Source organism: Paraburkholderia sp. (assembly GCF_035501035.1).
GTDB lineage: Bacteria > Pseudomonadota > Gammaproteobacteria > Burkholderiales > Burkholderiaceae > Paraburkholderia.
In genome coordinates this window covers 17622-39350 of sequence record NZ_DATJWR010000489.1, presented here as the reverse complement: position 1 = coordinate 39350, position 21729 = coordinate 17622, and the positions used below count along the sequence as shown (strand labels likewise).

At 65.4% G+C, this 21729-nt stretch carries 19 protein-coding genes and 1 pseudogene; 12 read left to right on the top strand and 8 right to left on the bottom strand.

The features are described 5' to 3' along the window. Positions 1-213 precede the first annotated feature (213 nt). Both VMJ11_RS33560 and VMJ11_RS33555 read left to right on the top strand, forming a co-directional pair. Positions 214-789, top strand: a complete 576-nt coding sequence (locus VMJ11_RS33560; RefSeq protein ID WP_325625446.1) for a helix-hairpin-helix domain-containing protein — start codon at positions 214-216, stop codon at positions 787-789. Between the two features lie 119 nt (positions 790-908). After that, a complete protein-coding gene (locus VMJ11_RS33555; RefSeq protein WP_325625445.1) occupies positions 909-1349 on the top strand; it encodes a YidB family protein in 441 nt (146 codons plus the stop codon). A 151-nt stretch (positions 1350-1500) separates the two neighbouring features. Here the strand turns inward: VMJ11_RS33555 and clpB are convergent. Both clpB and VMJ11_RS33545 read right to left on the bottom strand, forming a co-directional pair. Continuing rightward, positions 1501-4098: pseudogene (clpB, locus tag VMJ11_RS33550) on the bottom strand (ATP-dependent chaperone ClpB). Between the two features lie 289 nt (positions 4099-4387). Next, entirely contained in the window at positions 4388-4888 is a 501-nt protein-coding gene (locus VMJ11_RS33545; RefSeq protein ID WP_325625443.1) for an Rrf2 family transcriptional regulator, read from the bottom strand. Between the two features lie 257 nt (positions 4889-5145). Here VMJ11_RS33545 and VMJ11_RS33540 point away from each other — a divergent pair, with 257 nt between their 5' ends. Continuing rightward, positions 5146-5706 carry a group III truncated hemoglobin gene (locus tag VMJ11_RS33540; RefSeq protein WP_325625442.1) on the top strand — a complete coding sequence of 187 codons (561 nt, stop codon included), beginning with the start codon at positions 5146-5148 and terminating at the stop codon, positions 5704-5706. Positions 5707-5831: 125 nt separating this feature from the next. On the opposite strand, the gene VMJ11_RS33535 is transcribed toward VMJ11_RS33540, so the two are convergent. The 6 genes from VMJ11_RS33535 to VMJ11_RS33510 form a co-directional block, all read right to left on the bottom strand. Beyond that, a complete protein-coding gene (locus VMJ11_RS33535; RefSeq protein ID WP_325625441.1) occupies positions 5832-6314 on the bottom strand; it encodes a molybdenum cofactor biosynthesis protein MoaE in 483 nt (160 codons plus the stop codon). Positions 6315-6333: 19 nt separating this feature from the next. Beyond that, positions 6334-6591, bottom strand: coding sequence for a molybdopterin converting factor subunit 1 (gene moaD, locus VMJ11_RS33530; RefSeq protein ID WP_158950258.1), 258 nt, complete (start codon positions 6589-6591; stop codon positions 6334-6336). A gap of 25 nt (positions 6592-6616) precedes the next feature. Further along, entirely contained in the window at positions 6617-7891 is a 1275-nt protein-coding gene (glp, locus tag VMJ11_RS33525) for a gephyrin-like molybdotransferase Glp (protein WP_325625440.1), read from the bottom strand. A 297-nt stretch (positions 7892-8188) separates the two neighbouring features. Beyond that, positions 8189-9640, bottom strand: a complete 1452-nt coding sequence (thrC, locus tag VMJ11_RS33520; protein ID WP_325625439.1) for a threonine synthase — start codon at positions 9638-9640, stop codon at positions 8189-8191. Between the two features lie 10 nt (positions 9641-9650). After that, positions 9651-10982 carry a homoserine dehydrogenase gene (locus tag VMJ11_RS33515; protein ID WP_325625437.1) on the bottom strand — a complete coding sequence of 444 codons (1332 nt, stop codon included), beginning with the start codon at positions 10980-10982 and terminating at the stop codon, positions 9651-9653. 64 nt (positions 10983-11046) lie between these two features. Then, the gene (locus tag VMJ11_RS33510; protein ID WP_325625436.1) at positions 11047-12285 is read right to left on the bottom strand and encodes a pyridoxal phosphate-dependent aminotransferase; all 1239 of its coding nucleotides are present in this window, start codon (positions 12283-12285) and stop codon (positions 11047-11049) included. A 582-nt stretch (positions 12286-12867) separates the two neighbouring features. Between VMJ11_RS33510 and VMJ11_RS33505 the strand changes: the two genes are divergently transcribed. From VMJ11_RS33505 to VMJ11_RS33465, 9 genes are all read left to right on the top strand, one after another. After that, positions 12868-13242 carry an Mth938-like domain-containing protein gene (locus VMJ11_RS33505; protein ID WP_325625451.1) on the top strand — a complete coding sequence of 125 codons (375 nt, stop codon included), beginning with the start codon at positions 12868-12870 and terminating at the stop codon, positions 13240-13242. Positions 13243-13387: 145 nt separating this feature from the next. Beyond that, positions 13388-15079: a glycosyltransferase family 39 protein gene (locus VMJ11_RS33500; RefSeq protein ID WP_325625435.1), complete on the top strand. Its 1692-nt coding sequence runs from the start codon at positions 13388-13390 to the stop codon at positions 15077-15079. A 142-nt stretch (positions 15080-15221) separates the two neighbouring features. Further along, the gene (locus tag VMJ11_RS33495; RefSeq protein ID WP_325625434.1) at positions 15222-15593 is read left to right on the top strand and encodes an EamA family transporter; all 372 of its coding nucleotides are present in this window, start codon (positions 15222-15224) and stop codon (positions 15591-15593) included. Between the two features lie 131 nt (positions 15594-15724). Continuing rightward, positions 15725-16876, top strand: a complete 1152-nt coding sequence (locus tag VMJ11_RS33490; RefSeq protein WP_325625432.1) for a DegT/DnrJ/EryC1/StrS aminotransferase family protein — start codon at positions 15725-15727, stop codon at positions 16874-16876. Positions 16877-17038: 162 nt separating this feature from the next. Continuing rightward, on the top strand, positions 17039-18130 hold the full coding sequence (locus VMJ11_RS33485) for a glycosyltransferase (RefSeq protein ID WP_325625431.1): 1092 nt from the start codon (positions 17039-17041) through the stop codon (positions 18128-18130). Further along, on the top strand, positions 18127-19083 hold the full coding sequence (locus VMJ11_RS33480; protein ID WP_325625429.1) for a formyltransferase: 957 nt from the start codon (positions 18127-18129) through the stop codon (positions 19081-19083). Before VMJ11_RS33485 ends, VMJ11_RS33480 begins: the two co-directional genes overlap by 4 nt. Further along, on the top strand, positions 19080-20129 hold the full coding sequence (locus tag VMJ11_RS33475; protein WP_325625428.1) for a bifunctional UDP-4-keto-pentose/UDP-xylose synthase: 1050 nt from the start codon (positions 19080-19082) through the stop codon (positions 20127-20129). The genes VMJ11_RS33480 and VMJ11_RS33475 overlap by 4 nt, the downstream gene beginning before the upstream one ends. Positions 20130-20163: 34 nt before the next feature. Beyond that, on the top strand, positions 20164-21060 hold the full coding sequence (locus VMJ11_RS33470; RefSeq protein ID WP_325625427.1) for a polysaccharide deacetylase family protein: 897 nt from the start codon (positions 20164-20166) through the stop codon (positions 21058-21060). A gap of 166 nt (positions 21061-21226) precedes the next feature. Continuing rightward, positions 21227-21688: a peroxiredoxin gene (locus VMJ11_RS33465; protein ID WP_325625449.1), complete on the top strand. Its 462-nt coding sequence runs from the start codon at positions 21227-21229 to the stop codon at positions 21686-21688. Positions 21689-21729: the final 41 nt, after the last annotated feature.

Sequence of the window (21729 nt, the reverse complement as noted above, 5' to 3'; positions counted from 1 at the left end):
GGCCGAAAAGGCGCGGGCGACATCGCATCGCCGAATTGCACAGAACTATTAAATATTGTTCGATGCGATTTACTTGCCACGAATCGACCGGTATAAATCGAGCGCGCCCGATTCACGGATACGCCAACTGTCCTATTCTTGTACCGCAGCATCCTCGGCTGGATGCGCCGTCCGTTCCCGGCTAACAGAATTGCCCTCAATGGAGTGATTGCCATGCTCAAGAAGCTGCTGATGCTGTTCCTCGCGTTCGGTCTGTCGCTCTCCGCCGTGCTGGCCGCTGCCGTCGAGGTCAACACCGCCGACGAAACCACGCTCGAATCCGTCAAGGGCATCGGTCCCGTCCACGCAAAGGCGATCATCGACGAACGCACGAAGAACGGCCCGTTCAAAGACGCCGACGATCTCGTGAACCGCGTCAAGGGCATCGGTCCGAAGTCGGTTCAGAACCTCGAAGCCGCAGGGCTCACGATCAACGGCTCGTCGGCGCCGCCAGCGGGCAAGACGGCCGCGTCGAAGAGCAGCAAGAGCGCCGCGCCGGCCGCCACCACGGCCAACCCGATGACGAAGCCAGCCCCGGCGGCCACCGCCACCGCGCAGGCCGCCTCGGACACGACGGCGGGCAAGTCGAAGCACATGAGCAAGAAGGAAAAGATGGCCGCCGCCGCGAGCGCGCCTGAAGCGGGTTCTGCCGCTGCGGCGCCGGCTACGGCATCCGATACGAAGGCGAAAAAGTCCAGGAAGTCGAAGAACAGCAAGGCCGCGTCCGACGCGGCGGCTTCCGGCGCGTGATCGTCGCCATCGTCCGGGCCGCCGCGCACCGGACCCTGTTCACGCGGCGCCGCCTTCGCGCGCGCCGTCCCACCTACCGGCTGCGCCCCCCGTCGCGGCCATCATCCAGAGAGATTGTCATGAGTCTGCTAGATACCCTCGGTTCCCTGCTCGGTTCGCAATCGCAACAGCAAGGCGGCGGCCAGACCCAGCTCGTCGCTGCGGCGATGGAGTTCGTCAACAACCAGCCCGGCGGCCTGAACGGCCTCATCGAGAAGTTCCAGCAAGGCGGCCTCGGCGACGTCGTGCAATCGTGGATTGGCAACGGCGAGAACCAGGCCGTGTCCGCCGACCAGATCCACAGCGTGCTCGGCTCGGACGCCGTGGCGGGCCTCGCGCAGAAGGTTGGCTTGCAGCCGGACCAGGTGGGCGGACTGCTCGCGCAGGTGCTCCCGCACGTGGTCAATGCCGGCACACCCACTGGCGAAGTGCCTGCCGGCGGACAAATCAACACCGAGAGCGTGCTCGGTACGCTTGGTGGCCTCGCGTCGTTGCTCGGCGGCGGCAACAAGCAGGCTTGAGTTCGCCGCTCGATCCACCAGCTGTACGCACGCGCTGCATGCCGGCATAAAGAAAAGGGCAACGAATCACTCCGTTGCCCTTTTTGTTTCAGCGCGGCGCGCGCCACACGGCACGCGCCAGCCTCATGGGCCAGCTGGCCCGACAAGCCGCTTAGTGCACGACGCGCTCGAACACGAACTTGCCCTCCTGGACGTCGACCGGAATCACGTCCTTCGGTCCGAACTTGCCCGCGAGAATCAGCTTGGCGACCGGATTCTCGATCTCCTGCTGAATCGCACGCTTGAGCGGCCGTGCCCCGAACAGCGGGTCGTAGCCTACCTTGGCGATCCGGCCGAGCGCCTCGTCCGACACCATCAGCTCCATGTCGAGCTTCTCCAGGCGCTCGCGCAGACGCTGTAACTGGATCTTCGCGATCGCCTCGATGTTCGCGTGATCGAGCGCATGGAACACCACGACTTCGTCGATGCGGTTCAGGAACTCGGGGCGGAACTGCTGCTTCACTTCGCTCCAGACCGCGTCCTTCACTGCCTCTTGCGGCTCGCCCACCATCGCCTGGATCAAATGCGAACCGAGGTTCGACGTCATCACGATCACCGTGTTCTTGAAGTCGACGGTGCGGCCCTGGCCATCGGTCATGCGGCCGTCGTCGAGTACCTGCAGCAGCACGTTGAACACATCCGGGTGCGCTTTCTCGACTTCGTCGAGCAGGATCACGCTATAGGGCTTACGGCGCACGGCCTCGGTGAGATAGCCGCCCTCCTCGTAGCCCACGTATCCCGGCGGCGCGCCAATGAGCCGCGCCACACTGTGCTTCTCCATGAACTCGCTCATGTCGATGCGGATCAGATGCTCTTCCGAATCGAACAGGAAGCCCGCCAGCGCCTTGCACAGCTCGGTCTTGCCCACGCCCGTCGGCCCGAGGAACAGGAACGAACCATAGGGCCTGTTCGGGTCTGCGAGGCCGGCGCGCGAGCGGCGGATCGCATCGGCAACGGCAGTGATCGCCTCGTCCTGGCCGACCACGCGCTCGTGCAGCTTCTCTTCGATCAGCAGCAGCTTTTCGCGCTCGCCCTGCATCATGCGCGAGACGGGAATGCCGGTCGAACGCGACACGACTTCCGCGATCTCCTCGGCGCCCACCTGCGTGCGCAGCAGACGGTGACGAGTCGGGCTGTTCTGCTCGTTCGCCTCGGCCTGCGCGACCTGCCTGAGCTGCGCTTCGAGTTGCGGCAGCTTGCCGTATTGCAGTTCCGCGACCTTTTCGAGCTTGCCCTCGCGCTGGAAGCGCGTGATCTCGGCGCGCACCTTGTCGATATCTTCCTTGATCTGTGCACTGCCCTGCACCGCGGCCTTCTCGGCGGTCCAGATTTCTTCGAGGTCCTTATATTCGAGGTTCAGGCGGTCGATCTCTTCCTCGATCAGCTGCAGACGCTTCTGCGAAGCTTCATCCTTTTCCTTCTTGACGGCCTCGCGCTCGATCTTCAGCTGAATGATGCGGCGATCGAGCCGATCCATCGATTCGGGCTTCGAATCGATTTCCATCTTGATCTTCGAAGCGGCTTCGTCGATCAGGTCGATGGCCTTGTCCGGCAGAAAACGGTCGGTGATATAGCGATGCGAGAGCTCCGCCGCCGCGACGATGGCCGGGTCGGTGATTTCCACGCCGTGGTGCAGCTCGTACTTCTCCTTCAGGCCGCGCAGGATCGCGATGGTCGCCTCGACCGAAGGCTCATCCACGAGCACCTTCTGGAAGCGGCGCTCGAGCGCGGCATCCTTTTCGATGTACTTGCGATATTCGTCGAGCGTGGTCGCGCCGATGCAGTGCAGCTCGCCGCGCGAGAGCGCCGGCTTGAGCATGTTGCCCGCATCCATCGCGCCTTCGGCCTTGCCCGCGCCGACCATCGTGTGTATCTCGTCGATGAAGACGATGGTCTGGCCTTCGTCCTTCGCGATGTCGTTGAGCACGGCCTTCAGACGCTCCTCGAACTCGCCGCGTTACTTCGCACCCGCGAGCAGCGCCGCCATGTCGAGCGAGAGCACGCGCTTGCCCTTGAGCGTCTCCGGCACTTCGCCGTTGACGATGCGCTGCGCGAGCCCTTCCACGATCGCCGTCTTGCCCACGCCGGGCTCGCCGATCAGCACCGGGTTGTTCTTGGTGCGGCGTTGCAGGATCTGGATCGAGCGGCGGATTTCGTCGTCGCGGCCGATCACGGGGTCGAGCTTGCCCGAGCGCGCGCGCTCGGTCAGGTCGACGGTGTACTTCTTGAGCGCTTCGCGCTGGCTCTCGGCGTCCTGGCTATGGACCTGCGCGCCGCCGCGCACCGCGACGATCGCCGCTTCGAGCGCCTTGCGCGACAAGCCGTGCTGGCGCGCGAGGCGCCCTGCCTCGCCCTTGTCGTCGGCTACGGCGAGCAGGAACATCTCGCTCGCGATGTAGCTGTCGCTGAGCTTCTGGGCTTCCTTGTCCGCCTGATTGAGCAGACCCGTGAGCTCGCGGCCGATCTGCACGTTGCCGTCGGTGCCCTGCACCTGCGGCAAGCGGTTGATGGCGTCGTTGAGCGCGTTCTGCAGCGCCTGCACCTGCACGCCCGAGCGCGACATGAGCGAGCGGGCCGAGCCGTCCTGCTGCGCGACGAGCGCCGCGAGCAGATGAACGGGTTCGATGTATTGATTATCGTGGCCCACCGCGAGGCTTTGCGCGTCGGCGATGGCTTCCTGGAACTTGGTGGTGAGTTTGTCGATTCTCATTTGAAACGAGACCTCCGAATTTCTAGACTGTCACCAAATTTGAGGGGGGGCGCGCCGGTTTCAAGCGCGCATCACGTCATTTTTTCCGATTTTTTCGATCGATGCGCGAATCGCCGCTTCGTCGGCGACGCTCGAAGGTCATGAATCGAGCGAGTGCCGAACGGCGGACGGCGATGTATCGCGCGCCCGATGAGGCAAGTGTAGTGAGGTGCGCTGAATCGGCTACGGCTGGGCGCCGCAGCGAGCGAGGGGACGAGCGAGATGCGGGAAAGCCAGACGCGGATGCCCTTCAGTGCTCGCGAGAAGGCGACGGCCGCGCGGCCTGCACGCGCGGCATGAACTGAATCGGTGCGAGGCCGAGCAGGCCGGTCAGCTCGCCGGCCGGCTGCGCCAGTTCGCCGATGGTATGGCGATCGAGCTCGGCCAGAAAGGCGTCGCGCGCCGCCGCCAGCGCGTGCTTGAGCCGACACTGCGGTTCGATCACACAGCTTCGGCGCTCGCCGTGCTCGTCCGGAAAACAGCCCACCAGCGCGAAATCGCTCTCGGTCTGACGCACGACGGTGCCAACGGTCAGGTCCAGCGAAGCGGGCGCGAGGCGCAAACCGCCGTTGCGCCCGCGCAGCGTGTCGACCCAGCCCAGTTCGCCAAGACGCTGCACGACTTTCATCAGATGATTTTTCGACACCCCATAGGCATCCGAAATCTCCTGGATTGTCGCGAGGCTGTCGCGACGCAACGCGAGATAGAGCATCACGCGTAGCGAATAGTCGGTGTAGTCGGTCAGTCTCATGGCGATGGTGGCAATGGCGGTGGCGTTGTTGATCGCAGTGTTGATAGCAGTGCAGGCAACCGATACCATACATTAACATGCAGCCGGCATGCAGGTTTTGCCTGAACTGGGTATCATCGACAATTCGCATTGCCTGGCTGCCGGGTTGCGACTGTGCGGCCCAACACCGCATCGTGCCGGCGCGCTCCCGCCGGCTACACTCCAGGCGCCGCACCGGCACAATCCACGCCCAACCCCAGCAAGATCCAGGCACCACAATGACTCGCCCCGACTCACGCACCGCGCCCGCGCTTCACGCCCAGCCTACCGAAGAGAACATCCGCGAACTCGTCTACGCCTTCTACGACCGCGTGCGAGACGACGCAATGCTCGGCCCGGTATTCGAAAGCGCGCTGGCCGGACGTTGGGACGAACATCTGCCGAAGATGTGCCGTTTCTGGGCTAGCCTCGTGCTGGGCACGAAAACCTACCGTGGCAATGTGCAGCAGGCTCACGAACCGGTGCCCGGCGTCGAGCCGCAGCACTTCAGTCGCTGGCTCTATCTGTTCCTCGATACGGTACAGGCTCGCTACGAGAGCGCGGCGGCGGTGCAGTTCATGGAGCCTGCCCTGCGCATCGCGCAAAGTCTGCAGCTAAGCCGCTTCGGCTGGGACTATACGATCCCCGCCGAGCAGCAGGCGCTCCTCGAAAGCGTAGCGCCGCGCCGCCGCCCCGCCGGGCACGGCCATGATCTGCCCACGCGCCCGGCTGGCGAGCCGTTCCCGACCCGAATCATTGGTCGCTCGATGGATGTCGACGAGAAGCCGCCAGCAGGCTGACCGGCCTGCCTGCGGTTGGAAGATTGGCTTGGCAGTTAGTTGCGTTACATGGACCCACACGATCGGGCGGATGGCGTGCTAACCGGACGTGGCACCGGCCACTCGTCGCCGTACGCAAGCAACGCCTACTTCGGCTCCCGAGACGCGTTCGTCGAGGCCACGCCCCAGCGCGCCAACGCCGCGTCGTCGCTCTCGCGGGCATCGATCCAACGCGCGCCCTGCTCCGTCTCTTCCTTCTTCCAGAACGGCGCCTCGGACTTCAGATAGTCCATCACGAACTCGCAGGACGCGAAGGCGTCGCCGCGATGCTTCGAGGTCGTCGCGACCAGCACGATCTGGTCGAGCGGCGCGAGCTTGCCCACGCGGTGCACGATCAGCACTTCGATGCCCGGCCAACGCCGCTGCGCCTCCCCAGCGATGGCTTCGAGCGCCTTCTCGGTCATGCCGGGATAGTGCTCGAGTTCGAGCGAGGCGATCGTGCTGCCGTCGTTCAGGTCGCGCACCGTACCGACGAAGCACGCCACGGCACCAATCGCCGGATTGCGCGCGCGCAACTGGGCGACTTCGGTGGTGAGGTCGAAATCCGCGGTTTGTACACGTACAGGCATCGCGAGTCTCCCGGAACGTTCAGCCGCCCGTCACGGGCGGAAAAAACGCCACTTCGCAGCCCTCGGTGATACGCGTGCGTGGGTCGGTCATCACGTGGTTGCAGGCCATGCGCAGCGCGCGGCCTTCCGCCAGCGTTTCGGCCCAGACGCCACCGCGCGCGCGCAGCCAGCCGCGCACGTCGCCGACCGTCACGATGCTCTCCGGCAGCGTCACCGTTTCGTCCGCGACGCCGAGCGCCTCACGAACACTCGCAAAGAATTTCAACTGGATCTTCATCGGTTACAAGGCTCAGTACGGCCAGTCAGTACAGCAATTCGGTGAACGGAATGAAGCGCACTGTCTCGCCTGCACTGATTGCGTGGTTCGGCGGATTGTCGATCAGGCCATCGCCCCAAACCGTGGAAGTCAGCACCGCCGAGCTCTGATTCGGGAACAGCTCGAGGCCGCCGGCGGGATTCACGCGCGCGCGCAGGAACTCGTTGCGGCGGTCGCTCTTCGTCTGCGTGAAGTCAGCGCGCAGCGAGAGTGCGCGGGGGCTCACGTGGTTCGCGCCTGCGAGACGCAACAGGAACGGGCGCACGAACAGCAGGAAGGTGACAAAGCTCGACACCGGGTTGCCCGGCAGCCCGATGAAGAAAGCCTCGCCGCCCGGCTCCTCAGCGCCGGCCGCCTGCGCGCGACGCACCGCGCCGAACGCGAGCGGCTTGCCCGGCTTCATGGCGATCTGCCACAGGTTGATGAGGCCCTCCGCTTCCACGGCGGGCCGCACGTGATCCTCCTCGCCGACCGACACGCCGCCCGAAGTGAGGATCAGATCGTGCGCGCCAGCCGCCTCGCGAAGCGTTGCACGCGTGAGGTCGAGCTGGTCCGGCACGATGCCGTAGTCGGTCACTTCGCAGCCGAGGTTGCGCAACAGGCCCGTGAGCGTGAAGCGGTTCGAGTTGTAGATCGCGCCGGGCTTGAGCGGCTCTCCCGGCATGGTCAGCTCGTCGCCGGTAAAGAACACCGCGACCTTCACGCGGCGCGCCGCCATGAGGGTCGCGCAGCCCACCGATGCGGCCAGCCCAAGCGCCGCCGGCGTGAGGCGCGTGCCCGCCGGCAGGATCACCGTGTCCTTGCGGATGTCCGCACCCTGCGCCGTGATCCATTCGCCCGCCTTCGGCGTGTGCAGGATGGTGACGGCACCTTCCGTTGTCTCCGTCTGCTCCTGCATCACCACGGCGTCCGCCCCCGGAGGCACCGTCGCGCCCGTGAAGATGCGCGCCGCCGTGCCCGCCACGAGCGGCTGTGGCGCGTGGCCTGCGGGAATGCGCTGCGAAACCGGCAAATGTCGGCTGCCCTGCGCGAGATCGGCCACACGCACCGCGTAGCCATCCATCGCACTCGTATGCATCGGGGGCACGTCGAGCGGCGAGACGACATCCGCGGCGAGGACGCGGTTCAATGCGTCCGACGTCGACAGCATTTCGGTGCCGATGAGCGGCTTCGCTGCGGCAAGCAGCGTGGCGAGGGCATCGGCGGTGGACAGCATCGGCGCGCGCGGCGCGGCGGAAGACGGGGACGTAGGCGTGGACATCGAGAGTGTCTCGGAGTCGGCGGGTGGGCCGCCAGCAGCGGTTGGTCTGCCGTTATTGTAGCGGCGCACGGGGTGCGCTGTGCCTTATGCCGTTGCCGGCCTGCGTGCAGTGCGCGCGAGTGCGGGCTGAATCGCTGGAGACGGCCGGCGATCCGGACCGAACGTCCGAGCGGCCTAACAGGAAACGGAGCCTAAAAGGAAACGGATAAAGGGCGACGAAGAGGATCGACGAGGCGCATGGCCATGGAGAAGTCGGTACGCCGGGGCCGGCATGCGATCCGGCCCCGGCGGCATCGATCAGTCCGCCGTATGAGCGGCGATATAGTCCTTCACGCGTTGGGCGTCAGCGGGCACGACTTCGAAGCGCTGCGGCAGCGCCTCCAGACCCTCGAACGCCGCCGGACGCTCCGGCTCGCGATCGAGCGCCTCGCGAATCGTTTCGCCGAACTTCACCGGCTGCGCGGTTTCGAGCACGATCATCGGCACGCCCGGCTGCAGATGCTCGCGCGCGACCTTCACGCCATCGGCCGTATGGGTGTCGATCATCGTCTTGTAGCGCGCGTAGATGTCGCGAATCGTCGCGATGCGGTCGTCGTGGCTGCTGCGGCCCGACACGAAGCCGAACTGCTGCACGCGCACGAAGTCGCCGCTGGCCGCGAGATCGAAACCGCCCTTTTCTTCCACGTCGCGGAACAGCTGCGTCACGCGCGCCGGATCGCGGCCGAGCAGATCGTAGACGAAGCGCTCGAAGTTCGACGCCTTCGAAATGTCCATGCTCGGGCTCGTCGTGTGATACGTCTCGGCCGAGGCGCGCACGCGGTAGATGCCCGTGCGGAAGAACTCGTCGAGCACGTCGTTTTCGTTGGTCGCGACCACGAGCTTCTCGATGGGCAGGCCCATCATGCGCGCGATGTGGCCCGCGCAGACGTTGCCGAAGTTGCCCGAGGGCACGGTGAACGACACACGCTCGTCATTGCTCTTCGTCGCCGCAAAGTAGCCCGCGAAGTAGTAGACGACCTGCGCCACGACGCGCGCCCAGTTGATCGAGTTGACCGTGCCGATCTTCTGCTGCGCCTTGAACGCGTGATCGTTCGAGACGGCCTTGACGATGTCCTGGCAGTCGTCGAACACGCCTTCCACCGCCAGGTTGTAGATGTTCGGGTCCTGGAGGCTGAACATCTGCGCCGTCTGGAACGCGCTCATCTTCTTGTGCGGCGAGAGCATGAACACGCGCACGCCCTTCTTGCCGCGCATCGCGTACTCGGCCGCGCTGCCGGTGTCGCCCGAAGTCGCGCCCAGAATGTTCAATTGCTGCCCGGCCTTCGCGAGCGCGTACTCGAACAGGTTGCCGAGCAACTGCATCGCCATGTCCTTGAACGCGAGCGTCGGGCCGTTCGAGAGTTCGAGCAGCGAGAGCGTCGCGCCGTTTTCCTCGCCAAGCGTGGTGAGCGGCGTGATCCGGCTCGCGTCCTCGCCATGGCGCACGTTGCAGTACGTGCTGGCCGTATAGGTGCGGTGCGTGATGTCGCGCAGGTCGTCGGCCGGAATGTCGTCGCAGAACTTCGAGAGGATCTCGAACGCGAGGTCCGCGTACGAGAGGCCGCGCCAGCGCGCGAGCTCTTCCTCGCCGATGCGCGGATACTGCGCCGGCAGATAGAGGCCGCCGTCGCGCGCGAGGCCGCCCAGCAGGATGTCGGAAAACGAATGATGCTCGCCGGCGCCCGCGCCGCGCGTGGATACGTAATTCATAGCCCTTGCCTTAGTTCAGTCCTTCCATGCGCAGCTTCGTCACCGACGACTTGACGGTCGAGAGTTTCTCGATCTGCGCGATCGCCGCGTTCACGTTCTTTTCGACCGTGCGGTGCGTGATCAGGATGATGTCGGTTTCCGCCTTGCCCTGCGCGTCGACCTGCTCGGATTCCTTTTGCAGCAACGCATCGATCGAGATGCTGCTGTCCGCGAGAATGCGCGTGATGTTGGCCATCACGCCGGTCTGGTCGGCCACGCGCAGGCGCAGGTAGTAGCCGCTCGTGACTTCCTCGATCGGCAGGATCGGCGTGTTCGAGAGGCTGTCCGGCTGGAACGCCAGGTGCGGCACGCGGTGCTCGGGGTCGGCCGTGTGCAGGCGCGTCACGTCGACGAGATCGGCCACCACGGCCGAAGCCGTAGGCTCGGCGCCCGCGCCCTTGCCGTAGTAGAGCGTCGTGCCCACGGCGTCGCCGTGCACGACCACCGCGTTCATCGCGCCTTCCACGTTCGCGAGCAGGCGCTTGGCCGGGATCAGCGTGGGATGCGTGCGCAGCTCGATGCCGTGATCGGTGCGGCGCGCGATGCCGAGCAGCTTGATGCGGTAGCCGAGCTCCTCGGCGTACTTGATGTCGATGGCGTCGAGCTTGCTGATGCCTTCCACGTACGCCTTGTCGAACTGCACCGGCACGCCGAACGCGATCGCGCTCATGATCGTGGCTTTGTGCGCGGCGTCCACGCCTTCGATGTCGAAGGTCGGATCGGCTTCGGCGTAGCCCAGCTCCTGCGCGCCCTTGAGTGCGGTCGCGAAGTCGAGGCCGCGCTCGCGCATCTCCGACAGGATGTAGTTCGTCGTGCCGTTGATGATGCCCGCGATGTACTGGATGCGATTGGCCGTGAGGCCTTCGCGCAGCGCCTTGATGATGGGAATGCCACCCGCCACCGCCGCCTCGAACGCGACCATCACACCCTTCGCGCTCGCCGCTTCGAAGATCTCGGTGCCGTGCACCGCCAGGAGCGCCTTGTTCGCCGTGACCACGTGCTTGCCGTTGGCGATCGCGCGCAGCACGAGCTCGCGGGCGAAGGTCGTGCCGCCGATCATTTCGGCGATGATCGAGATCGACGGATCGTCCACGACGGCGTTGAAGTCCGTCGTCAGGTCGATCGTGCCGGCGTCGCTGCCCAGCGCCGCCGTGGCCTTGGCCGGGTTGCGCACGGCAATGCGCGCCACCTCGATGCCGCGGCCCGCGCGGCGTTTGATTTCTTCCTGGTTGCGGCGCAGTACCGTGAAGGTGCCGCTGCCCACCGTGCCGAAGCCCAAGAGACCTACTTTGATCGGTTCCATGCAGCGTGTGTTCGTCTAGATGTGTGAAAAGGGAATGCGTTTTACTTGCGGCTCAGGCCCGAACTCAGGTGCCATGCCGCTGGCGATAGCCGTCGAGAAAGCGCGCGATGCGGTTGATCGAATCGGTCAGATCGTCGACGTTCGGCAGGAACACCACGCGGAAGTGGTCCGGCTGCTTCCAGTTGAAGCCCGTGCCCTGCACGAGCAGCACGCGCTCCTGCAGCAGCAGGTCGAGGATGAACTGCTGGTCGTCCTCGATCGGATAGAGCTTCGGGTCGAGGCGCGGGAACATATAGAGCGCCGCCTCGGGCTTTACGCAGGTCACGCCCGGAATGGCCGTGAGCAGGTTGTATGCGAGCTCGCGCTGCCGATAGAGGCGCCCGCCCGGCGCGATCAGCTCGTTGATGCTCTGGTAGCCGCCGAGCGCCGTCTGGATCGCGTACTGGCCCGGCACGTTCGCGCACAGCCGCATCGAGGCGAGAATACCGAGACCTTCCGTGTAGTCCTTCGCGCGGCGGCGGTTCTCGCCCGTCATGCCCGAAAGGAACATCCATCCCGCGCGGTAACCGCACGCACGATAGCTCTTCGAGAGGCTGTTGAACGTGACGGTGATCACGTCTTCGGAGAGCGAGCCGAGCGCCGTGTGCGTCTTGCCGTCATAGATGATCTTGTCGTAGACCTCGTCGGCGAAGAGGATCAGGCCGTGCTCGCGCGCGATCGCCACGAGGCCGCGCAGCAGGTCATCCGAATAGAGCGCGCCCGTGGGGTTGTTCGGGTTGATGACGACGAGCGCGCGCGTGTTCGGCGTGATTTTCGCGCGGATGTCGTCGAGGTCCGGCATCCACGCGTTCGACTCGTCGCAGATGTAGTGGATGGGCGTGCCGCCCGAAAGGCTCACGGCGGCCGTCCAGAGCGGATAGTCGGGCGCGGGCAGCAGCACCTCGTCGCCGTCGTTGAGCAGCGCCTGCATGGCCATCACGATCAGTTCGGATGCGCCGTTGCCGATGTAGATGTCGTCGAGCTCGACGCCCTTGATGCCCTTTTGCTGCGCGTAATGCATGATCGCCTTGCGCGCGGCGAACACGCCCTTCGAGTCGGAATACCCCGAGGAGCCCGGCAGATTCAGGATCATGTCCTGGATCACCTCGTCGGGCGCGTCGAAACCGAACGGCGCGAGATTGCCGATGTTCAGCTTGATGATGCGGTGGCCTTCTTCTTCGAGGCGCTTCGCATGCTCGAGTACCGGCCCGCGGATGTCGTAGCAAACGTTCTGCAGCTTGTTGGATTTGAGAATCGGTTTCACGGCGGGCTATCAGTCAGAGAGTCAGAGGCGAGTAAAAAGCAGTAAAAGGGCTGGAACAGGCTGAAACGGGGTTGAGCGCGGGTTTGCGGGCATGGCATGCGAGGCTGCCCGCGCGGTGCCGCCGGCGGGTTGCTGCCGGCAAGGTGCGTCCGGCGCGATGCGCGCCGGCAGGGTGTGGCGGCGACGTTCGGCCGCGGCGCCCAATTATGCGGGAGAAGCGCCGAGCGCACGCGCGACGCCACTGAAAGAGTCCTGCGAGACACACGCGCCGCCGTGCCGCCAGCACCATGGCCCCCTGCGACCGCCCCGGCAGCTTGTGACTGCTCTTGCCCGACGCGCGGATGGCGCGTGAAGCACTTCCCCGCGGCTATCCCGCTGGCATTCACCGCGGGCATCGCCGCAGCGGCGGCTAAAAAGTTATAATTTAGCGGATTTTGACCAACTTCCGCAATGCGCAATGGTCAAGGAGCGGCTCTCCATGAGACCGCGGACGGCCGCCTTGCAGGCCTGCCGCCGGGCGCGGGCGCCAGCACGATCGCGCGGCCGCACCCGGCCGAACCGCCCTTACCCCGGAACCTTGTTTTGAAACTACACCAGGACTCCAGCGGCGCGCTCAACACCGTCACCGGATACGGCGCCGACTACGTCGAAGTGAATCTCGAACGCCACACAGGCAGCATCCTCGTGATGCCCGAATCGCCGGTCACCCTTTGGCCGGTTCATGCGTTCGACGCCCTGACCCCCGAACTCTTCGAGATGCTGCTCCCGCTCAAGCCCGAGGTGGTGGTGTTCGGCAGCGGCGAGCGGCTGCGCTTTCCCCACCCGCGCCTGACAGCGGCGCTGGCTGCGAAGCGCATCGGCGTCGAGGCAATGGACTTCAAGGCCGCCTGCCGCACCTACAACATCCTCATGGCCGAAGGCCGCCGCGTGGCGGCCGCGCTTCTGATCGAAAGCTGACCCGCCTTAAGCTTGCCATCAGGTCGCCGCGCGGCGACGTAGTACACTTGCGCGCCGCGTGCGACGCCGCGCGCCACGCCGCCGCCGCGCCACGCGCCGCCCGAACCTCGACCGCAACGACTGCACCAAGAACAGGTTGAAAACCATGAACGATACGCCATCGAGGCTACCGCTCAACCGCAGCACGATCCTGCTCCTGATCCTCGCCCTCGCCGTGATCTGGTTCGTGCCGCTCGGCTGGCGCCATCTGCTGCCGAGCGACGAAGGCCGCTACGCCGAAATGGCGCGCGAGATGCTCGCGACCGGCGACTGGATCACGCCGCGCTACAACGGCTACAAGTACTTCGAAAAGCCGCCGCTGCAAACCTGGCTGAACGCGCTCACCTTCGCGTGGTTCGGCCTCGGCGAATGGCAGGCGCGGCTCTACACGGCGCTCACCGGCTTCGCGGGCGTGCTGCTGATCGGCTTCACGGGCGCGCGCGTGTTCAACGCCGCCACGGGTTTCTTCGCCGCGCTCGTGCTCGCCTGCGCGCCGTACTGGAACCTGATGGGCCACTTCAATACGCTCGACATGGGTCTCGCGTTCTGGATGGAGCTCACGCTTTGCGCGCTGCTGCTCGCGCAGCGCCCCAACCTGCCCAAAGGCAGCGCGCGCCTGTGGATGTGGGTGTGCTGGGCGGCCATGGCGATGGCGGTACTCTCGAAGGGCCTCGTCGGCCTGATCCTGCCGGGCGCCGTGCTCGTGCTCTATACGGGGATTTCGCGCGACTGGGCGCTCTGGAAGCGCCTCTATCTCGTGAGCGGACTGATCGTCTTCTTCGCGATCGTCTCGCCGTGGTTCATCCTCGTGCAGCAACGCAACCCCGAGTTCTTCAACTTCTTCTTCATCGTCCAGCAGTTCCGGCGCTATCTCACGCCCGAGCAGAACCGCCCCGGCGCGTTCTACTACTTCGTGCCGGTCATGCTGGTGGGCTTTCTGCCCTGGCTCTCGGTCAGCGTGCAGAGCCTGCGGCATGCGCTGCGCACGCCGCGCCAGCCCAACGGCTTTTCGCCGGTCACGCTGATGCTCGTGTGGACGGTGTTCATCTTCCTGTTCTTCAGCGCCTCGCACTCGAAGCTGATCTCCTACACGCTGCCCATCGCACCGCCGATCGCGCTCATCATCGGCATGTATCTGCCGCTCATGACGCGCGCGCAGTGGAGCCGGCATCTCGCGGGCTACGCGCTGCTCGCCGTGGCGCTGATGGCCGGCTCGTTCGTTCTCACGCGCTTCGGCGACGCGCGCAACCCGAACGCGCTCTACCGCGAGTTCCAGGTGTGGGTGTTCGCCGCGGCCGCGGTCGGCTTCGTCGGGACCATGATCGGCCTGCGCCTGAACCGCGCGAAGCGCACGCCCGACACCGGCGCCCGCGCGCCGGCGCTCGCCCTCGGCGCCGCGTGGCTCCTGCTCGCGACCATCGCGGGCACGGGCCACGACGTGTTCGGCACGCTGAGCTCGGGCGCGCCGCTCGCGCCCGCGGTGCGCGCGGCCATCGCGAAGCTGCCGCCCGATACGCCGTTCTACTCGGTGGGCGTGCTCGACCACACCGTGCCCTTCTACGTGCGCCACACGATGACGATGGTCCAGGTCACGGATGAGCTCGCCTTCGGCATTTCCGAAGAACCGCAAAAATGGGTGCCGACCATAGACGAGTGGGAAGCGCGCTGGAAGGCCGACAAATATGCGCTCGCGCTGATTCCGGTGCAGCGTTACGAAGAACTCGCCGCGCAGGGGTTGCCGATGCAGGTGATCGCGCGCGATTCGCGGCGCGTGATCGTCGAGAAGCCGCAATCCTGAGCGCGCCCTAGCCCCGGTTAGCACATGCGCGATAATCGGGGCGGCCGGGTCCTGCCGACCGGGGCGCCCTGCCAGCGGCGCTCGGCGGGCCCAGCCATGATCCGCCCCCATAACCTGATAACCCGCTGAACCACCCGCTCTGATGAATCCGATTTCCCTGATCTGCATCCTCGCCGGCGTCGGCCTGAACGCATGTGCGCAACTGTTGCTGAAAGCGGGTGTCAATGCCGTTGGACACTTCGAATTCAGCCGTGCGAACATCCTGCCCATCGGCTGGAAACTCGCGACGCAACTGCCGATCATCGGCGGCCTCGGCTGCTACGTGGTGAGCGTGGTCGTGTGGATCGTCGGGCTCTCGCGCGTGGATGTCTCGATCGCCTACCCGATGCTCTCGCTCGGCTACGTGATCAACGCGTTCGCTGCGTGGTATCTGTTCGGCGAGGTGCTGAGCGTGCAACGGCTCGTCGGCATCGGAATCATCCTGATCGGCGTGTTCGTGCTGGCACGCAGCTAGTACGCCACGGCGCCCCGTTTCTGCGCTGCTTGTTGCATGACGTACCGCGCCCCATATAAGGCGTTCGTAAGGCGTGCTGCGACATTCTTGCGCACGGTCTCACTTTCTGACGAGCAAAGAGTAAAGCACTCATGACCCAGTCATCTCTTCCGTTCCTGCCGTTCGTGCGTCCCGAAATCGACGAGGAAACCATTCAGGGCGTTGCCGACGTGCTGCGCTCGGGCTGGATCACGACCGGCCCGCAGAACCAGGCGTTCGAGGCGGCGCTCTCCGAATATTTCGGCGGCCGCCCCGTACGCGCGTTCAACTCGGGTACGGCCACGCTCGAAATCGGTCTGCGCATTGCCGGCGTCGGTCCCGGCGACGAGGTCATCACCACGCCCGCCTCGTGGGTCGCCACGAGCAACGTGATCTACGAAGTGGGCGCGACGCCCGTGTTCGCCGACATCGACCCCGTCACGCGCAACATCGACCTCGACAAACTAGAAGCCGCCATCACGCCGAAGACGAAGGCGATCATCCCCGTCTACCTCGCGGGCCTGCCCGTCGACATGGACCGGCTCTACGCGATCGCCCGCCAGCACAAGCTGCGCGTGATCGAGGACGCCGCGCAGGCGTTCGGCTCGAGCTGGAACGGCAAGCGCATCGGCGCGATCGGCGACATCGTGTCGTTCAGCTTCCACCCCAACAAGAACCTCACGTCGATCGAGGGCGGCGCGCTCGTCCTCAACGACGAGGCCGAAGCGCTGCTCGCGCAGAAGTACCGGCTGCAGGGCATCACCCGCACGGGCTTCGACGGCATGGACTGCGACGTGCTCGGCGGCAAGTACAATCTCACCGATGTCGCGGCGCGCGTCGGGCTCGGCCAGCTCAAGCACATCGAGCGCTTCACCGCGCAGCGGCGCGCGCTCGCGCGGGCCTACTTCGCGGGCCTCGAGGGCGGCGCGGCGGTGCAACTCGGCGTGGGCCTGCCGCTCGCCGATTTCACAAACAGCAACTGGCACATGTTCCAGATCACGCTGCCGCTCGAAAAGCTCGCCATCGACCGCGGCGGCTTCATGGCGGAGCTCAAGGAGCGCGGCATCGGCTCGGGCGTGCATTACCCGGCCATCCACCTTTTCACGCTCTACCGCGAGCGTGGTTTCAAGGCGGGCATGTTCCCGCACGCGGAGCGCTTCGGCGCGACCACGGTCACGCTGCCGCTCTTCACGCAGATGACCGAAGCCGACGTGGCGCGCGTGTGCCGCGCGGTGAACGAAATTTGCGCGAAGTTCGCTAAGTAAGTTTTGCGAAGCCAGTAGAGGACGTAAGCCGCCTCGTGCGGGCGAGGCTGCCCGCACGAGGCGAACGATCTGGGGAAAGGCGCTCTGGCTTGCGCGGCGCATGCGCTAGCCAGAGCGCCAACGCAGTAAGCCGACGCACCACACAACGGAATAGACGCACACATGACTCAAACGGAACAACGCACCTTGACACCGGACGCACCGGAAGTCTCGGTCATCATTCCGGTCTACAACGAGGAAGCGGGTCTGCCCGCCCTGTTCGCGCGCCTGTATCCGGCGCTCGACAAGCTCGGCACCTCGTACGAAGTGATCTTCATCAACGACGGCAGCCGCGACCGCTCGGCCGCGATGCTCGCCGAGCAGTTCCGCGCGCGCCCCGACGCCACGCGCGCGATCCTGCTCAACGGCAATTACGGGCAGCACATGGCGATTCTCGCGGGCTTCGAGCAGGCGCGCGGCGAGATCGTCATCACACTCGACGCCGATCTCCAGAACCCGCCCGAGGAAATCGGCAAACTCGTCGAGAAGATGCGCGAGGGCTACGACTACGTCGGCACGATCCGCATGCAGCGCCAGGACAGCCTGTGGCGCCGCAAGGCCTCGCAGGCGATGAACCGACTGCGCGAGCGCATCACGCGCATCAAGATGACCGACCAGGGCTGCATGCTGCGCGCGTACAACCGCCGCATCATCGACACGATCAACCGCTGCGGCGAGATCAACACGTTCATTCCGGCGCTCGCCTATACCTTCGCGCAGAACCCGGTCGAGGTCGATGTCGCGCATGAGGAGCGCTTCGCGGGCGAGTCGAAGTATTCGCTCTATAGCCTCATCCGCCTGAACTTCGACCTCGTGACGGGCTTCTCCGTCGTGCCGCTGCAATGGCTCTCGTTCATCGGCGTGATTCTGTCGCTTGGCTCGGCGGGCCTCTTCGTGCTGCTGCTGATTCGCCGCTTCATCATCGGCGCGGAAGTGCAAGGCGTGTTCACGCTCTTCGCCATCACGTTCTTCCTGCTCGGCGTGATCATCTTCGCGCTCGGCCTGCTCGGCGAGTACATCGGCCGCATCTACCAGCAGGTGCGTGCGCGTCCTCGCTATCTGATCCAGACGATCCTCGAAGCGCAAAACGGCCGCGTCGTGGCCGATGCGCCCCGCCAGGACTTCGTGCAAGCCGCGACGTTCGCGCAGCCCGCGCAGGCGACGCAACCCGCGAACGCCGACACGAATCAGGCCAACGAAGGAGCCCGCCAATGAAGCCGCGCGCCGTCGTCTTCGCGTATCACAACGTGGGCGTGCGCTGCCTGCAGGTGCTGCTCGCGGGCGGCGTCGACGTGGAGCTCGTCGTCACGCATGAGGACAGCCCGAGCGAGAACATCTGGTTCGGCAGCGTGAAGTCGGTGGCCGAGGAACACGGCATCGAGGTCGTCACGCCCGCCGATCCGAAGAGCGCCGAGCTGCGCGCGGCCGTTTGCGCGGCGCGGCCGGACTTCATCTTCTCGTTCTATTACCGGCACATGCTGCCCGTGGACCTGCTTGCGCTCGCCGCGCGCGGCGCGTACAACGTCCACGGCTCGCTGCTGCCGAAATACCGCGGCCGCGTGCCGACCAACTGGGCAGTCCTCAACGGCGAGACCGAAACCGGCGCGACGCTGCACGAGATGGCCGCGAAGCCCGACGCGGGCGCCATCGTCGCGCAAACGCCGGTGCCGATCCTGCCCGACGACACCGCCGCCCAGGTATTCGACAAGGTGACGGTCGCCGCCGAGCAAACGCTCTGGCGCGTGCTGCCCGCACTGATCGCGGGTGAGGCGCCGCATCTGCCAAACGACCTCACCAAAGGCAGCTACTACGGCGGGCGCAAACCCGAAGACGGCCGCATCGACTTCAGCCAGAGCGCGCAGCAGGTGTACAACCTGATCCGCGCCGTCGCGCCGCCGTATCCGGGCGCGTTCACCGACATCGGCGGCGAGCGTTTCGTGATCGCCCGCGCGCGCCTCGTGCGCCCCGGCACGCAAGACGCCGAAAGGGTTCGCACCCTCGCCGGATTGCCCGCCGGCATCCACGTAAGCGATAATGCGCTTTTCGCCGTCTGCAGCGACGGCCGCGCCATCGCGATCCACGAACTGCGGCATCAGCATGACGGCCAGGAGGCCGTCGTCAGCCCCGCCGCGTTCTCCGAACTCATTTCATCTGTCCCCCGTCCATGACCAAAAAAGTTCTGATCCTGGGTGTGAACGGCTTTATCGGCCACCACCTCTCCAAGCGCATCCTCGAAACCACGAACTGGGAAGTGTTCGGCATGGACATGCAGACCGATCGCCTCGGCGATCTCGTCAAGCATGAGCGGATGCACTTCTTCGAAGGCGACATCACGATCAACAAGGAGTGGGTGGAGTACCACGTCAAGAAGTGCGACGTGATCCTGCCGCTCGTTGCCATTGCCACGCCGGCCACCTACGTGCAGCAGCCGCTGCGCGTGTTCGAGCTGGACTTCGAGGCGAACCTGCCGATCGTGCGTTCGGCGGTGAAGTACCGCAAGCATCTCGTCTTCCCGTCGACCTCCGAGGTCTACGGCATGTGCAGCGACGAGCAGTTCGACCCGGACGCCTCCGCCCTCACCTACGGTCCGATCAACAAGCCGCGCTGGATCTACGCGTGCTCGAAGCAACTCATGGACCGCGTGATCTGGGGCTACGGCATGGAAGGCCTGAACTTCACGCTGTTCCGCCCGTTCAACTGGATCGGCCCGGGCCTCGACTCGATCTACACGCCGAAGGAAGGTTCGTCGCGCGTCGTGACGCAGTTCCTCGGCCATATCGTGCGCGGCGAGAACATCAGCCTCGTCGATGGCGGCGCGCAAAAGCGCGCGTTCACCGACATCGACGACGGTATCGACGCGCTCATGAAGATCATCGCGAACAAGGACGGCGTCGCGTCGGGCAAGATCTACAACATCGGCAACCCGACCAACAACTTCTCGGTGCGCGAGCTCGCGCACAAGATGCTCGCGCTCGCCGCCGAGTTCCCCGAGTACGCCGAAACAGCGAAGCACGTGCAGCTCGTCGAAACGTCGTCGGGCGCCTACTACGGCGCGGGCTACCAGGACGTGCAGAACCGCGTGCCGAAGATCGACAACACGATGCAGGAACTCGGCTGGGCGCCGAAGTCGACCTTCGACGACGCGCTGCGCAAGATCTTCGAAGCGTACCGTGGTCACGTGTCCGACGCGCGCGCGCTCGTCGAACAGAACTAAGCGCCTCGGAAAGCTTGAAAAAGGACCCCGCCACTTGGCCCGCATCGTCCTGAAAATCGACGTAGACACGCTGCGCGGCACACGCGAAGGCGTGCCCAATCTCGCGCGCATCTTCGACCGCTACAAGGCGCGCGCGACGTTTCTCTTCAGCCTCGGCCCCGATCATACGGGCTGGGCGCTGCGTCGCGTATTTCGGCCCGGCTTTCTGAAGAAGGTCTCGCGCACTTCCGTGGTCGAGCATTACGGCGTGAAGCAGCTCATGTACGGCGTGCTGCTGCCGGGCCCCGATGTAGGTGTGCGCGCGGCTGCCGAGATGCGCGCGATCCACGAGGCCGGCTTCGAATGCGGCATCCATACGTGGGACCACGTCTACTGGCAGGACAACGTGCGCAACCGCGAACGCGACTGGACCGTGCGCGAAATGCAGAAGAGCCACGAGCGCTTCACGCAGATCTTCGGCGCGCCGCCCCTCACGCACGGCGCGGCGGGCTGGCAAATGAACGAGGCCGCCTTCGAGCAGATCGACGCGTGGGGCATGCGCTACGCTTCGGACGGGCGCGGACATTCGCCTTATCGCCCGGTCGTGGCGGGCCGCACGCTGAACCATGTGCAGATGCCCACGACGCTGCCCACGCTCGACGAAGTGCTCGGGGTGGACTGCATCGACACCGACACGGTCGCCGCGTGGATGCTCAAGTTGACCGAGCACAACCCGCACGACCAGGTCTTCACGCTGCACGCCGAGCTCGAAGGCCAGAAGCTCGCGCCCGTGTTCGAGCAGTTGCTCGCGGGCTGGCGCGCGCAAGGCCATACGTTTGCCACGATGGGCGACTACCATGCGACGCTGGACCCGGATTCGCTGCCATCGTACCCTGTCACCTGGGGCGAGATCGCCGGCCGTTCCGGCCAGCTGATCGTCCAGCCCGGCTGAATCCGCCGCCCACGCGCCACGAGGCTCATGCCCCCAGGCCCAACGCCCGCGCAGGCCCCGCGCCGAGGGCGGCACGCCGTCCCGGCAAAACGGCACCGCAGCGCGTCGGACCTGAAAGCGCTGCAGCAACGCCCGCCAATAACAAAGGGAGAGCCACGTGCCTGACGTGACCATCGCAGTCGACCAACCCGTTCCCGACTTCACCGCCCCCGCCACCGGTGGCGACTTCACGCTCTCGAGCCTGAAGGGCAGCAAGGTGGTGCTGTACTTCTATCCGAAGGACAACACGCCAGGCTGCACGACCGAGGGCCTGCAGTTTCGCGATCTCTATCCGAAGTTCAAGAAGGCTGGCGCGCAGATCGTGGGCGTCTCGCGTGACAGCGTGCGCTCGCACGACAACTTCAAGGCCAAGCTCGAATTGCCGTTTACCTTGGTATCAGATGCCGACGAAGCGCTCTGCACGCTGTTCGACGTCATCAAATTGAAGAAAATGTATGGCAAACAGGTACGAGGCATCGAACGCTCGACCTTCCTCATCGACGCTCGCGGCGTACTGCGCCGCGAATGGCGCGGAGTCAAGGTGCCGGGCCATGTCGACGAAGTTCTGGAGGCTGTACAAGCGCTTTGAGGAGCGTTATATTGGGCTGCAATGAGTGCCTGTCCAACCCT